We start from the raw sequence: 13,181 nt of genomic DNA on the forward strand, positions 1-13,181 counted from the left end.
CCCGACCCCTTTCGCCTGTGAGGCCCGCATGACCGACGCCGCCGACCCCCTTCGCCTTCAGCGCCTGTCCGAGGCGCTGATCGACGCTGCGCGCCGCGCCGGAGCCGATCAGGCCGACGCGCTGGCCGTCGACGGACGGTCCGTCAGCATCGACATCCGCGCACGCGCGCTGGAACAGGCCGAACGCGCCGAGGGGCTGGAGATCGGCCTGCGCGTGCTGGTGGGCGGTCGTCAGGCCGCGGTGTCGTCATCCGACCACCGCGACGCCGCCATTACCGAAATGGCGGCCCGTGCCGTCGCCATGGCACGCGAGGCGCCGGTGGACGACCATCTGGGCCTGGCCGATCCCGACCAGCTGGCGCGCCACCGCGACGCCGCCGGGTTGGACCTGGCCGAGGACGCGCCCGAACCTGACCCCCAGCACCTGCAGGACATGGCGCAACGCGCCGAGGCCGCGGCCCTGGACGTTGCGGGCATTTCCCAGGTCGAGGCCGCCAATGCCAGCTACAGCCAGCGGCGCATGTGGCTGGCCGCGTCGAACGGATTTTCGGGCGGCTATGCGCGGACCGGGCATTCCCTGTCGGTCGTCGCCATCACCGGCGAAGGGCTGCGGATGGAGCGCGATTATGCAGGCGAATCGCGCGTCTTTGCCGCCGACCTGCCCACGCCCGAGGAAATCGGCACCCTTGCGGCCGAACGCACGCTGGCCCGCGCAGGCGCGCGCAGGCCGCCAACGGGCGCCTTTCCCATCCTGTATGATCGCCGCGTGTCGGCATCGCTGATCGGGCACCTGCTGTCGGCGGTGAACGGGTCGTCCATCGCACGCGGGGCCAGCTGGCTGCGTCGTGATATGGGTCAGCCCGTGCTGCCCCCCGGCATGGATCTGGCCGAGGATCCGCTGCGCCCGCGCTATCCCTCGTCGCGCCCGTTCGACGCCGAAGGGCTGCCCACGCGCGCGCGGCTGATCGTGGCCGACGGCGTGCTGCAGGGCTGGACGCTGGATCTGGCCACCGCGCGCAAACTGGGCATGGACAGCACCGCATCAGCGGCACGGGGGCTGGCCTCCAGCCCGTCACCCAGCCACAGCAACGTGATCCTGACGCCGGGCCGCGCCAGCCGTCAGGACCTGATTGAACGGATGGGCACCGGGCTGGTCGTGACGTCGATGCTGGGCGCATCGGTGAACGGCACCACGGGCGATTATTCCCGCGGCGCGGCGGGGTTCTGGGTCGAAAACGGCCGCATCGCCTGGCCGGTGAACGAATGCACGATCGCGGGCAACCTGCGCGACATGCTGATGACGCTGGAGGCCGCCGACGACGCCCTGCCGTGGCGCGGCACAGAGGTCCCCAGCCTGTTGGTCCGGGGCATGACCGTTGCCGGGGGCTGAGGCCGACCTGGCCCTGTTGACCGCCGCCGCGCGGGACGCCGGGCACATCGCGCTGCGATTCTGGCGGCGCGACCCGCAGGCGTGGGACAAGGGCGGCGATGCCGGTCCGGTGACCGAGGCCGATCTGGCCGTCAACGACGCCCTGCACGCGACCCTGACCACCGCGCGCCCCAATTACGGCTGGCTGTCCGAGGAATCCGAGGCCGACCCCGCCCGTCTGGACGCCGAACACTGTTTTATCATCGACCCGATCGACGGCACCCGCGCCTTTATTGACGGGCAGGACGGGTTTTCGCATTCGCTGGCCGTGGCACGGGGGGACCGGATCGTGGCCGCCGTCGTGCATCTGCCGGTGCTGGACCTGACCTATGCCGCGCATGTCGATGGCCCCGCCACGCTGAACGGCGCCCCCATCGCGCCCACCGATGCGGAGGTCGAGGGCGCGCGGGTGCTGACCTATCGCACGGTGGCCGACGCGCCGAACTGGCGCAACGGCATGCCCGGGTTCCGGCGCGAATTCCGGTCGTCGCTGGCATGGCGGCTGTGCCTTGCGGCCGAAGGGCAGTTCGATGCAGCCCTGTCGCTGCGCGCGGCGTGGGAATGGGACATCGCCGCAGGGGCGCTGATCGCGGAACGGGCCGGGGCGCGCGTGACCGACCGGCGCGGACAGCGGATGCGGTTCAACAGCGAGGCCGCGCAGGTGGACGGGCTGATCGTGGCTGGTACCCGGTTGCATGGCGCATTGTTGGCGGCGCTGCGCTAGATCAACCCCGACCCTGCCACCTGCAGCAGGCCCAGCCTGCGCAGGCTGTCCACCGGGTATCCGTCGCTGCCCATCAGATCCAGGCTGAAATCCGGTTCCAGCCTGCGCAGGGCCAGCAGGGCATCGACGGTGCCTTCCTCGTCGCGTTGCGCGTATCGCAACGCGGCCAGAAACCGCAGGGCAGGGCGGTTGTCGGGGGCAAAGCGGTGCACGGCCTCCAGATGGCGGGTGGCGGCGGGCAGATCGCCCGCGCGCATCATCGCGACCCCGATTCCCAGGTGCCAATTCGCGGGGTTCAGGCTGGACAGCGCCTGATCCAGCCCGGCCTGCGCCTGTGCCGCGGATTCGGCAACGCGGCCGACCCCGGCCAGCGCGCGGGAATGGGCCAGCCGCGCCAAGGGATTGCCCGCATCGGCCAGCACTGCCTGACGGGACAGGTCGAACGCGATCTGGTCGCGGTCCAGATAGGCCTCGACCACCGATTGGACGGCCAGCGCGGTTGCGTGGAACGGGGCGGCCTGACGAGCCTGTGCGGCCAGGTCCGCGGCCTCGGCGATGGCCTGGCGGGGATCGGGGGTCAGGCGTTCGAACGCATGGGTCGTTCGGATCCAGGCGCGCAGCGACAGCGTCACCGCCGGGGTGATGCTGTCACCCAGTTGCGCCAGAACCTGATCGGCACGAGCCAGCCGGGGCGCGGAAAAGCTGAACACGTCCGCGAAAGACAGTCCCATCGCCGCCCCAAGCGCCTGACCCTGGTCCAGCACCTGCACCATCCCCAGGCAACAGCGCGCGGCCAGGTCGTCCAGCCGCCCCTCCAGGCCGGCCATCGGCGCGGTCAGGCGTTGCGACCACATCACCCGGCCCGACGGGTGGTGGATCAGCCGCACCAGCAGGCTGAAGACACCGCCATGCACCCCCGCCATCGACGATACCCGCACATAGGCCCCACGCGGCGCGGCACCCGGCGCCAGCACGGCAATGGGCAACAGGTCGGCGGCGCGGCCCGCGGCCTCGGACAGGATCATCGTGGCCAGCACCGTGGCGTCCTGACCCACCGCTATCGGATCGGCCAGCAGCAGGTCGGGCAGCGTATCCGCCGGGACGATCTGGGGCGGACGGTTCGCCGCGCTTTGCCGCGCGTCGCGCAGCCAATCCTCGAATTCGGGGTCGGGGATGTCCAGGTCGGCCGCGAATTCGGGCACCTGACCATCGGGACCGGGGCGGGCCGCCAGATCGACCTGAACCCGGTCGGGGTCCAGCCCGACCCAGCCCGGACCCGCAATCAACGCATCGCGTGCAGGGCCCAGGCTTTGTCGGATCTCTCTCAGCAGCTGACGCAGGCTGGCATTGCCGTGATCGGGGTCACGGTCGCTGAACAGGAGGTCCTGCAGGCGTGCCCGGGTCACGCGCAGACCGCGCGCCGTGCCCAGCACCGCCAGCGCACCGCGTGCCCGCATGCCCCGCGGGGTCAACCGCAGGTTGCCCGGTCCGGTCATCTCGACCGGGCCGATCAAAGACAGGGTCAGACGATTCATCACGATGTCCCGGCGGCATTTTGCGAAAGTTTATCCGATCACGTCTTTGTGTGATAGGTTAATCAAACTGTCCGTTTCTGTTTTCTCCGGTGTCCCATGTCCCTGCATCATGCCAAGCATGCCAAATCCGACGACGCCCCCGACGGTCAGGGCGCGCTTTTGGCGCTTGCGCTGATGCGCAGCCGGGATGCGGTCGTGGCGACCGAGGATCTGCAGGGCATTGGCGGTGCGCCGGTCGGCCTGTCGCCGGGTGCCCGCCTTGCGCGGATGGACCCCGACCACCGCGCCGCGATCCTTTTGGCCGAACTGTCAGAGGATCTGCCGCTGTCGGCTGACGATGACGGGCTGTCCGGTGCGTCATCGGCCAGCCTGCTGTGCCGTCAGCGCGACGGGACCTGCGTGCCCCTGATACGGATCGACCGGCCCGATCTGGCACAGTTGCGCGATGCCGCCGCCATGGTCGGTCATTACGCCGAACTGCGCCCCGACCGGGCCCCCGAAATCCAGGTCCAGACCAGCGGCCTGATGCCCTTTTTCGCCGCGATCCGCCCGTTGGAGCCGTCGCGCAACCCCGCCACACTGGAGATGCTGACCCGCGCACTAGACCTGACCACCGCTGCTGTCATGCGCGTCAAACTGGCACTGGCCTGTCCGCGCCCCGGCCAGTTCAGCGACCTGATCCAGCCGATGATCGCCTGTCCCAGCCATCCGACCCTGCCCAGCGGCCATGCCACCCAGGCATTCTGTCTGGCGACGCTGCTGACGCGGCTGGATGATCCGGCCGCCCCGCTGCAGGCACGCGACCCGCTGTTCCGGCTGGCCTGCCGCATTGCGGTGAACCGAACGGTGGCGGGGGTGCATTTCCCCGTCGACAGCGCTTCGGGGGCCGTGCTGGGGATGCAGGTGGCGCAATACATGCTGGCCCGTGCCGATCCCGGCGCAACCGTCCGCGCCGCACGGTTTGACGGGCGCCTGTATCACGACGACGGGGCCGTGCGCGATTTCCACTATGGGGTGCTGGACGGGATGCTGGGCGGGACCGACCCTGCGACCACGTTGACGGGGGACGCGCTGGCGGCGCGCCCCGCGCCGCTGTGGACGACACTGGTCGCACGCGCCCGCTCCGAATGGTCGGACCGGTGGAGCTGACGACCGCATGGACCGCGCCTCTGCACACCCCGACGGGGCTGGCACCCGCGCTGGTCGAATGGTGCCGGCGTCAGGGCATCACGCCGCCTGCGGCCGCACCCGACGTGCCGTCCCTGATGGCGCAGGCGTTTGGGCGGATGACCCCCGGCTGGTTCCTGCCATCGGCGGTGCTGTCGCCGGGTGCGGCGAATACCACCACCGCGCCCGCCGGTGCCGGCCCGCTGATGACACCCGATGCGTTGCCTGACCCCGCGCGGGGCTGCATCATCGCCGTCATCGATGACGCCGTTCCCTTTGCGCATCAGCATCTTCGCCTGCCGGGGGGGCTGTCGCGCGTTGCGTCGCTGTGGGTTCAGGACGTCCCCGTCGACCCGGGCGGACCCGGTCGCGACCTGCCATGGGGAAGAGAGCTGCGGGGCGACATGATCTCGGGCTGGCTGGCGGGGCTGGAATCGGGTGCGATCGCGGCCGAGGATACCGTCTATCGCCATGCCGGGGTGGTGGCGATGGATCGCCGCACGACGCACAGCGCCGCCTTTGCCGCGGGCCACGGCGCGGCGGTAACCCTGCTGGCGGCGGGATTTGCACCAAACGATCCGCGCGCACGCGACCACCCGGTGATCGCGGTGAACCTGGCACCGGGGGTGATCGCGGACACGTCCGCCACGCTGGCCCAGGACCCGCTGTTGGCTGCCATCGTCTTTGCGATGACCCGCGCCCGCATGCTGTGCCGCCAGGTCGAGGCCGCGCGGAGCCTGCCTCGCAACAGCGTGCGCCTGCCTGTGGTGCTGAACCTCAGCCTGGGGCTGACAGCGGGGCCACGTGACGGGACCGGCCTTGTGGAACGGTTCCTGGACGCGCTGGCGACGCATACATCGGCGAAACTGGGACCTGTGCATGTGGTGCTGCCCACAGGCAATCACCGGATGGCCCGCCTGCGCGCGACCCTGCGTCCGCAGGGCGTCATCGGCTGGCAGGTGCCGCCCGATGACGCCACCCAAACCCCGTTGGAGATTTGGGGTCCTGTGCGCGCTGACCACCCGGACGAACCGATGCGGATCGGCCTGACGCCCCCGTCGCGCACCCAGGCGCGCACCGCCTTTGGCGCTGGTGATCAGTCCAGCGTGCTGCGCGACGCGCGGGGGCACGACCTGGCGCGGGCGTTCTATCGAGTGATGCCGCATCCCGACGGGTGGCGCGAATGCGTGACGCTGATCGTGGCTCCGACCTGCCCTGCGCATGCGGGCGACGGTTGGGCGCCGCCCGGTCGGTGGCAGCTGCAGCTGGTGCAGGGCGACGGCGATCACGCCGTTTCGGTCCAGCGCGATGACGTGCTGCGCGGTTTCTCACGAGAGGCGCGGCAAAGTCGGCTGTACCACCCTGCCTATGCCGCGCGTGACGCCCGTGGATTTCCGTTGGTGCTGGACCCGCCGGACAACGGAACGGCGCGCCTGCAGCGGGCGGATACGGTGAATGCCTATGCAACAGGGCGACATGGGCTGCGGGTTGGCGCGGTGGACAGGCGCGGGCGGGGCATGGCCTATGCTTCGTTGATCGGAACGGCGGGTGGCGGCGATCTGCTGGCCTGCGTGGATCGGTCGCCGGGGCTGGATGGCATGATCGTGCGTGGTCGGATCAGCGGCAGCTTTTGTTTGTTGTCCGGCACCTCTGTCGCGGCACCCCAGGCGACACGATGGCTGGCGGCGCAATTGGCGGACGGCGCGCGGCCCAGGGACCGGGCGGCAATCCAAAGACTGGCGGGCGGGACGACGGATGGCCCGGTGCCGGTGCTGCCGACCCGTTTTCAGCATGAATGAGGGTTTCACGCCAGATTCACGGACGCATGCGAATCAGCATGTGCAGGGCGAACACATCGTTCGCACCGGGAGGCGCGCCATGAGGGACAAGGATACCGCAGAGTTTCAGGACATGCTGTCCGCATTGCGGATGCTGGGGGGAAACACGGTGTCTGGCGCCTCGGGCGGGCGGGCACCGGCGCGACTGCACGCCACGGGCATCGGCGACCTGCACAGCCGCGCCGCGCTGAACCGGCTGGAGCGTGAGAACACCCTGTTGATCGACCACGCGGAAATGCTGGCCTGTGCGCTTGGCGCCTGCCCGAACTGCTGGGGCACCATCGACGATTGCGAGGACTGCGGTGGCATCGGTCGTCCCGGCGCCTTCAACCCGGACCGGGCGTGCTTTGACCATTTCGTGCTGCCGGTCATCATCCGGGTCCTTGGCCACAGTTCGATCGACACATCCGGCGCCTGATCGGGCGCCGGTTCAGAAACCTGCGGGACCGTCTGTCGTGAGCGGTTTGGTGTTATTGGTACCTGTCCTGCGGGTGGATCGGCGGAAGACTGTCTGGGGCAGTCTTCCGCCGATCTCTTCAGAACAACGGCGGCAGGTCGAACGGATCGGACGCGGCGGGGCGCGTGGTGGCAATGGTCGCCCCCGGTCCCGACAGCGTCGCGATCTGCTGTGCCAGGATCGAGATCGCCTGGCTGGCCGCCGCCGCCGTCGCGGCCGGACCCTGCGCGGTCATCGGCACCCGGATGTCAAAGCTGCGCGCGTGGTTCGTGCCGCCGCCGGACAACCCGTCATCGGACACGAAATACCGCCCCGACAGGCGATAGCTGTTGTCGGCCTGTGCCAGCGCGCGTTCAACGCGGACCTCCAGGATGCGGGCGGGGGGCTGGGCCAGGGGCCAGGGCTCGCTGATGACGGTGGCGCCGGACACGTCGCTGATCGTGCGGGCCAGCGTCGTGGTGAACGACCGCGCCGGATCGTCGGCCCACAGGTTGTCCGAGTTCGACCGGACCGCCCCGTCTTCGGTCTGGAACGCGACCTCCTGATCGGCGGCATATTCGGGCAGGGATACGTCCTTGAGTTCCGCGGTCCCAAGGCGGTTCGGCACCTGTATTCCCGCCACAGGCGGATCAATCAGGAAACGCCCGGTCTTTTCGGAATTGGAACAGGCCCCCAGCAGGGTCGCCCCGATCAGGGCAGCGATGGCGGGCAGGCGCAGGGTGCGGTGGGGCAGCATCATGTCTATCGTCCCAGAATGAAGGCGCGGGGGTTGCGTTCGATCAGCCGGGCGACCGAGCCGATGGAGGAGGTGGCACGCCGCAATTCACGCAGCGCCCCGATCAGTTCGTTGTTGAAGGCCGATCGGTCGCCATAGCTGGCGAACAGCGTATCGGCGCGCGCCGCGGTGAGCTGCAGGCGCTGCAGCAGGTCGGGCAGTTGCTGGACGGAAACGGCGATCTGGTCGGCGGCCTGGCTGGCGCTGTCCAGCGCGCTGTTCAGGCTGCCCACGGCATTGCCGTCGCGCAGGTCATCCAGAAGGCCCGTCGCCGATTCCAGCACGTTGGATAGGTTGCGCGGCAGCTGTTCGGCATCATCGCTGCCCAGCATGGAACGCAGGTCGGACAGGATACCCTCGGCCTGCAGGCTGATTTCGGCAAAGCCGAATTCCTCGACCGAGGCGGCGGCGATGTCAATCTGTTCGACCATCTCGGGGACGCCCACGGCGGCGTCGGACACGGCGGTAAAGGCCGCGGTCGCCTCGTCCAGCATGCGGGCCAGGGCCTGGCCGCTTTCGGCCTGACGTAGATCGCCGGTGATGGCACTGATATCGGACAGCGCGACGCTGCCCCCTTCGATCGCCTCGCGCAGGGCGGCGGGAATCGCGCGGGTGTCCTGCGACGTGGCCAGCGCGGTGATCCCGTCCAGCGTGTCACGGGCCGAGGTCAGCAGCTCTTCGATCGGCAGGTTTCCGATGCGGTTGACCAGGCCCTGGGCGCTGGCGGTGAAATCGTCCAGATCGCCGGGCACCGACGGGATCAGGGGGTTCGGCTCTGCCTGCAGGTCGATCGACGCGGGCTCTGCATCGGGTATGTCCACCAGTTCGACCATCAGGGTCGTGCCCAGAAAGCCCGCACTGGCCACGCGGGCGCGCAACCCGCCTGCGACCTCGTCGGTCAGCAGGGCCAGCGCGTCCTCAGCGGTCGCATCGTCCAGCAGACCCATCCGCCGTGGAGAGATCAGCATGGTCACCAGCTGGCGGGGCGCGGTGTTGCCCAGCTCATCCTCGGTCAGGCTGACGGCCAGTTCGGTGACGCGGCCGACGCGCAGCCCCTGAAACTGGACATCGGCGCCGGTGGAGAGACCCTCCACGCTGTCGTCGATCAGCATGCCGACGCGCAACAGGCGGGTGTCGTCGTCTTCGAACCGGGCGATGCGGGCTGTACCCTCGTCAGCCTGGACGGGGAATTCGCGGCCGGGTTCGATCTGCGTACCGCCACTGACGAATGTCTCGAACGCGACGCCCCCCTGCAGCAGAGACGAGAGAGAGTTCACGTTCAGCGCCACCCCCTGCGCCCCAAGCGATACCGAAAAGCCCGACGTATCCCAGAAGACGGTCGAACTGGTCAGCCGCGCGTCATGGGGCGCCTCGACAAAGGCGTCGACCACGACACGGTCGGTGCCCTGATCCAGACGAATGTTCTCCAGCCGCCCGACCTGAACGCCGCGGAACAGGACCGGCGCCCCTTCGGACAGGCCGTCGGCGGTTTCCATCGACAGGGTGATCCATGTGCCGGGCTGGTCGCTGCGGATCAGCGGCGGGCGGTCCAGACCGGTAAAGCGCATTCCAGGCTCGGACACGTCGGCGTCCCAATATCCCTCGATGAAGGCGCCGCTGAGAACGGTATCCAGACGCGTGACCCCTTGGGCGCTGACCTGAGGGCGCACGATCCAGAACGACGCATCGGCGTCGATGTATTGCGCCACGTCGGTGTCCACCCGGACCGACACGACGACACGCGACAGGTCATCGGTGAACTTTACCCCCTCGACGCCACCCACCGTAATCTCGCGGAAACGCAACGTGGTTTCACCGGGCGTGATGCCGGTGGCATCGGCGAATTCGATCTCGACCACGCTGCCCCGGTCGCGGAATGCGTTCCAGGCGATGCCCAACGTCACGATCAGTGCCACGATGGGCACGATCCAGATGACATTGATACCGGCCTGTGCCGCGCGGGCCGCCGTCTTGCGTACTGGGCTGGCCGGCGTCAGGGGCGGCGTTGTATCAGGCATAGGGTCGTGATCCTTGGGCGGTCGTTCTGAAAATGCAGGCGGTCAGGGCTCGCGGCGGGTGCGCAGGGGCAGGCCGCGCCAAATCAATCGTGCGTCAAAGCTTTGCGCAGAAAGCATCGTGAAAGCAACCGACAGGGCGAACGAGACCGCCGCAGGCCCCGGCTTGATCGAGGCGACGAACCCCAGCTGTACCAGCGCCGACAGGATCGCCACCACAAAGACGTCGATCATCGACCAGCGGCCGACGAATTCGACCACCTCATACACCTTCAGCCGCGAATGGGCCTGTTCCACGCTGGCGGGACGACCCGCGACGACCGCCAACCAGGCGATGGCCAGGAACTTGCCCACCGGGACGACGACCGATGCCACAAAGACGATGATGGCGATGTCGTAGCTGCCGTGGTGCATCAGCTCGACCACGCCGCCAAGGATCGTCGCCTCGGAATTGCCGGCAAGGCCCGCAAAGGTCTGCGTGCTCATCATCGGAAAGACGTTGGCGGGGATATACGCGATCAGTCCAGCCAGCCACCATGCCCAGACCTTTTGCAGGCCGCGGCGGTCGGGCGCGACCAGATGCGCGCCGCAGCGGTGGCAACGCGTTTCGTGCTGCGGCCAGACGCGACCGCACCGGTGGCATCCGGACAACCCGGCGCGGTGTGCGGTGGGGACCGGGCCATCGTGCCGGTCGGCGGGCGCACTCATGCGTCGCCGGGGGTGGTGAGGGGTACGGGGGTCTTTGCAGGGTAGTCGGTCTTCATCCCGGCATCCTCGATCGCGTCCCAGATCGAGGTCTGGCACATGAAGGCGCGGCTGGCGACGTTCACGAAGATCAATGCACAAAACGCCCAGAAGGCCGGACCAAGATGCACCGTGGCAAGCCCGGCGACCTTGATCAGGGCCACGGCGGTACCGATGACAAAGATCTCGGCCATGGACCAGGGGCGCAGCAGTTCGGACCAGCGAAAGGCGCGGGCGGCATGGCGATGGGGCGCACGTCCCTGTGCCAGCGGCACCAGCGTATACAGCAGCAGGCAGGACCGCAGGATCGGCAGGCCGATGATCATCGCCAGCACGGCCAGAACCAGCGGCAGCAGCACCCCGTCCGCGAATGCCAGCGCCACGTCGAATAACGAGCTGGCATTGCCAAAGCCCATCGCCGACACCTCGAGAAAGGGAAAGAACACGGCCCCCACCAGCAGCACCATGGAGGTGAAGGCCAGCGCGATAAGCTGGGCAAAGGCGCCGTCACGGGGTTTTGCCAGAACCGTGCCGCACCGGATGCAGCGCGCCGTCTCTCCGACATCCAGATCTTCGTGGACGTGCAGGGCGTCGCATAGCGGGCAGGCGATCAGCCCTTCGCCGGTCGACAGATCATAGGTTTGTTCACGTTCCATGGGCCCGAAGATAAGCCTGTCCGCCTGCGGTGCAAGCACGGCGCATGAATGGCACGCAGATTTGCATGCGGGCGCGGCGCTAATGCCGCGATCCGGCGCGGGCCGCCGATGTCAGCACGACCTGTCGCGGGTTGCTGCCGCCCGGCGCTCCGCCCTGTCCCAACTGAAAGGTCAGCGCCAGACGATAGTCGCCGGGCCGGTTTTCGGTGACGATGTCGCCCTCCAGCTGCATCGAGAATGCCTCTATCAGCTGGCTGCCCAAGCCGGTGCCGCTGGCAGCGCCGTCGGGGCCGGTAGAGTTCACGACCTCCAGCAGGCCCTGTCCGGGCGCGGGTGCGGTCAGTGACACGCGAACCCACGGATCACCACCATCCACGGGCGTGCCCGCGTATTTCATCGCGTTCGTAAAGGCTTCGGTCGTCAACAGGGTCAGCGGCACTGCTTGGTCGGGCAGCATCGTCAGCGGCTGAATGTCGGTCTTTACCTGCAGATGCCGGCCCGCGCTGGCCGATGCGGTTGTCAGTTGGGCGATGATGTCAGCGATCAGTCGGTCGGCGTAAACCTGGTCCAACTGTTCGGCCTGATACAGGTTGCGATAGATTGTCGCCAACGCCGCGACCCGGTCCTGAACCGATCGCAGAACGCGCTTGGCATCGCGGTCGTCGATCAGGCGGCTTTGCATGTTGATGATGGACGCGATCAACTGAAGGTTGTTCTTGACCCGGTGGTGGACCTCTTTCAAAAGGACCGTCTTTTCTGCGACCGCCTGTTCCATCGCCTCTTCGTCGCGGATCAGGATGCGGGCCATGTTGTGGAATGTCTGGCTGACATCGGCGATTTCGGTCGGCGCGTCGGACAGGACGGGGGGCGGGCTGTCGCGGTTGCCGATGGCAAAGCGCCGCATCTGCCCGCGCAGCACGCTGATATGGCGCAGAACCAGTCGAAAGACCGCGAAATAGGCCACGGCCAGCGACACCACCCAAAGCGCCACCGGCAGCATGACAGCGCCAAAGCGCGACAGCTGAAACAACCCGACGCCGGCGGTGCTGGGGCTCCAGCTGCCAAGGGCATAGACTAGGCCGGGGACCACGGGAACGACGGTAAAGACGCGCATTTCGTCGTTGTTGGCGCGGGTCCGAAAGGTCGCCTCTCCCTGGCCGGGCAGGCTGATCAGGGGCACATCGCGGGGCAACAGCTGGGTCGGGTCGTCGCCTAGGCTGTTATCCGCGATCAGGACACGGCCTGAATTGTTGAACGTCAGAATGCGCGCGCCTTCGGTCCCGAAATCCATCGCATGGGTGGACTGCAACAGTTCCTGCGTCAGCGAAAGCGCGGTCAGGCCCAGAAATTCACGGTCCCGGTACAGCGGCTGCAGCACGACCACCACAGGTTCCTGACTGACAGGCCCCTGTGCCAGGGATGTCACCCGCGTCATCGGGTTCTGCATGAAGTCATTCACAGTATCGCTGGTGGAAAAGTCCAGCTGCGGATCGTCAGCGCCAGCCGAACTGCAATCGACGCGACCGTCCACAGGGATGAAAGCGGCATGTCGATAGGTGCCGCTGCGCTGCACGAAGTTGCGCAACAGGTCGGAACATACGACCGCCTGATCTGCGCTTTCCAAAATAGCAGGACCCAATGCATCGGCCGCGCCCAAGGCACTTTGCAACAGCGCCCGTTCGCCCGCGGCCGCAGATGCCGTGCGACCCAAAAGCGCGATTTCGGCGCTGCGCTCTGCCTCGCGGGACAGGTGCAGGTTCTGGACCAGAGAGATCAGCCCGATCGGCAGGATCGCGATCGACAAAAGCGCCCCGAGCCGAAACCCGAGACGCCGCGTGAAT

Annotated in this window: 11 protein-coding genes; 5 read left to right on the top strand and 6 right to left on the bottom strand. The window is 68.1% G+C overall.

From position 1 onward, the window contains the following. Nucleotides 1-28: 28 nt before the first annotated feature. The gene (locus tag ACJJVR_RS03440) at nt 29-1,390 is read left to right on the top strand and encodes a TldD/PmbA family protein (protein ID WP_405402281.1); all 1,362 of its coding nucleotides are present in this window, start codon (nt 29-31) and stop codon (nt 1,388-1,390) included. Next, nucleotides 1,377-2,153: a 3'(2'),5'-bisphosphate nucleotidase CysQ gene (locus ACJJVR_RS03445; protein ID WP_405402282.1), complete on the top strand. Its 777-nt coding sequence runs from the start codon at nt 1,377-1,379 to the stop codon at nt 2,151-2,153. The genes ACJJVR_RS03440 and ACJJVR_RS03445 overlap by 14 nt, the downstream gene beginning before the upstream one ends. Here the strand turns inward: ACJJVR_RS03445 and ACJJVR_RS03450 are convergent. Further along, complete coding sequence (locus ACJJVR_RS03450) at nt 2,150-3,688, bottom strand: SARP family transcriptional regulator (RefSeq protein ID WP_405402283.1); 1,539 nt, start codon at nt 3,686-3,688, stop codon at nt 2,150-2,152. The genes ACJJVR_RS03445 and ACJJVR_RS03450 overlap by 4 nt on opposite strands. Nucleotides 3,689-3,784: 96 nt before the next feature. Between ACJJVR_RS03450 and ACJJVR_RS03455 the strand changes: the two genes are divergently transcribed. The 3 genes from ACJJVR_RS03455 to ACJJVR_RS03465 all read left to right on the top strand — a co-directional run bounded on the left by ACJJVR_RS03455 (nt 3,785) and on the right by ACJJVR_RS03465 (nt 7,111). Next, on the top strand, nt 3,785-4,837 hold the full coding sequence (locus tag ACJJVR_RS03455; protein ID WP_405402284.1) for a phosphatase PAP2 family protein: 1,053 nt from the start codon (nt 3,785-3,787) through the stop codon (nt 4,835-4,837). Then, on the top strand, nt 4,828-6,654 hold the full coding sequence (locus ACJJVR_RS03460) for a hypothetical protein (RefSeq protein ID WP_405402286.1): 1,827 nt from the start codon (nt 4,828-4,830) through the stop codon (nt 6,652-6,654). Before ACJJVR_RS03455 ends, ACJJVR_RS03460 begins: the two co-directional genes overlap by 10 nt. 79 nt (nt 6,655-6,733) lie before the next feature. Continuing rightward, nucleotides 6,734-7,111 carry a hypothetical protein gene (locus tag ACJJVR_RS03465; protein ID WP_405402288.1) on the top strand — a complete coding sequence of 126 codons (378 nt, stop codon included), beginning with the start codon at nt 6,734-6,736 and terminating at the stop codon, nt 7,109-7,111. 118 nt (nt 7,112-7,229) lie between these two features. Here ACJJVR_RS03465 and ACJJVR_RS03470 read toward each other — a convergent pair whose 3' ends face one another. From ACJJVR_RS03470 to ACJJVR_RS03490, 5 genes are all read right to left on the bottom strand, one after another. After that, the gene (locus ACJJVR_RS03470) at nt 7,230-7,889 is read right to left on the bottom strand and encodes a membrane integrity-associated transporter subunit PqiC (RefSeq protein WP_405402289.1); all 660 of its coding nucleotides are present in this window, start codon (nt 7,887-7,889) and stop codon (nt 7,230-7,232) included. Nucleotides 7,890-7,891: 2 nt separating this feature from the next. Further along, nucleotides 7,892-9,943: an intermembrane transport protein PqiB gene (locus ACJJVR_RS03475; RefSeq protein ID WP_405402290.1), complete on the bottom strand. Its 2,052-nt coding sequence runs from the start codon at nt 9,941-9,943 to the stop codon at nt 7,892-7,894. Between the two features lie 42 nt (nt 9,944-9,985). Further along, entirely contained in the window at nt 9,986-10,648 is a 663-nt protein-coding gene (locus tag ACJJVR_RS03480; protein WP_405402291.1) for a paraquat-inducible protein A, read from the bottom strand. Beyond that, nucleotides 10,645-11,340, bottom strand: coding sequence for a paraquat-inducible protein A (locus tag ACJJVR_RS03485; RefSeq protein ID WP_405402292.1), 696 nt, complete (start codon nt 11,338-11,340; stop codon nt 10,645-10,647). Before ACJJVR_RS03485 ends, ACJJVR_RS03480 begins: the two co-directional genes overlap by 4 nt. A 79-nt stretch (nt 11,341-11,419) precedes the next feature. After that, nucleotides 11,420-13,144, bottom strand: coding sequence for a sensor histidine kinase (locus ACJJVR_RS03490; protein ID WP_405402294.1), 1,725 nt, complete (start codon nt 13,142-13,144; stop codon nt 11,420-11,422). Between the last annotated feature and the right edge of the window lie 37 nt (nt 13,145-13,181).

This window comes from Paracoccus sp. Ld10, from assembly GCF_045064235.1.
Taxonomy (GTDB): domain Bacteria; phylum Pseudomonadota; class Alphaproteobacteria; order Rhodobacterales; family Rhodobacteraceae; genus Paracoccus.

Coding starts and splice junctions, on each gene's coding strand:
- ACJJVR_RS03440 (WP_405402281.1), top strand. CDS start 29: ATGACCGACGCCGCCGACCCCCTTCGCCTTCAGCGCCTGTCCGAGGCG.
- ACJJVR_RS03450 (WP_405402283.1), bottom strand. CDS start 3,688: ATGAATCGTCTGACCCTGTCTTTGATCGGCCCGGTCGAGATGACCGGA.
- ACJJVR_RS03455 (WP_405402284.1), top strand. CDS start 3,785: ATGTCCCTGCATCATGCCAAGCATGCCAAATCCGACGACGCCCCCGAC.
- ACJJVR_RS03465 (WP_405402288.1), top strand. CDS start 6,734: ATGAGGGACAAGGATACCGCAGAGTTTCAGGACATGCTGTCCGCATTG.
- ACJJVR_RS03470 (WP_405402289.1), bottom strand. CDS start 7,889: ATGATGCTGCCCCACCGCACCCTGCGCCTGCCCGCCATCGCTGCCCTG.
- ACJJVR_RS03475 (WP_405402290.1), bottom strand. CDS start 9,943: ATGCCTGATACAACGCCGCCCCTGACGCCGGCCAGCCCAGTACGCAAG.
- ACJJVR_RS03480 (WP_405402291.1), bottom strand. CDS start 10,648: ATGAGTGCGCCCGCCGACCGGCACGATGGCCCGGTCCCCACCGCACAC.
- ACJJVR_RS03485 (WP_405402292.1), bottom strand. CDS start 11,340: ATGGAACGTGAACAAACCTATGATCTGTCGACCGGCGAAGGGCTGATC.